General features: G+C 50.1%; 1 pseudogene. It reads right to left on the bottom strand.

Annotated features, from left to right (window positions below):
• Window positions 1-359: pseudogene (locus ACFP3V_RS26705) on the bottom strand (IS3 family transposase); the annotation flags it as partial.

The raw sequence follows: 359 nt of genomic DNA, 5'->3' as shown, positions 1-359 counted from the left end.
AGACCGGAGTGACAGTTCTGCCATCAGCCGCTGCACTGTTTTATGGTTTATCCGCAGCCCCTGTTTTCTCAGTGCGAGCGTGATCCTGCGGTAGCCATAACGACCTTTGTGATAGTGGTATATCTTCCTGATGTTCTCTTTAAGACCCGCATACCTGTCCCCTTGCTTCAGTGCATTCATATTGTAATACCACGTGCTACGGGACATACCGGCCGCCCGCAGAAGGTCCCGCAGAGCGTGTTCATGCCTTAGTTCACTGATTATCAGGGCTTTTTGCCATTTTTTTCGCTCTGAACCAAGGCTTTCAACTTTTTTAGATAGGCATTCTCTGCCCGCAGATAACGCAGTTCGGCCCTGAG

Origin of the sequence: Streptacidiphilus monticola (genome assembly GCF_042658505.1) — a bacterium.
In the GTDB taxonomy this organism is placed as follows: domain Bacteria; phylum Actinomycetota; class Actinomycetes; order Streptomycetales; family Streptomycetaceae; genus Streptacidiphilus; species Streptacidiphilus monticola.
Note: the sequence above shows the minus strand (reverse complement) of the source record. Positions and strands in the feature narration are given on the sequence as shown.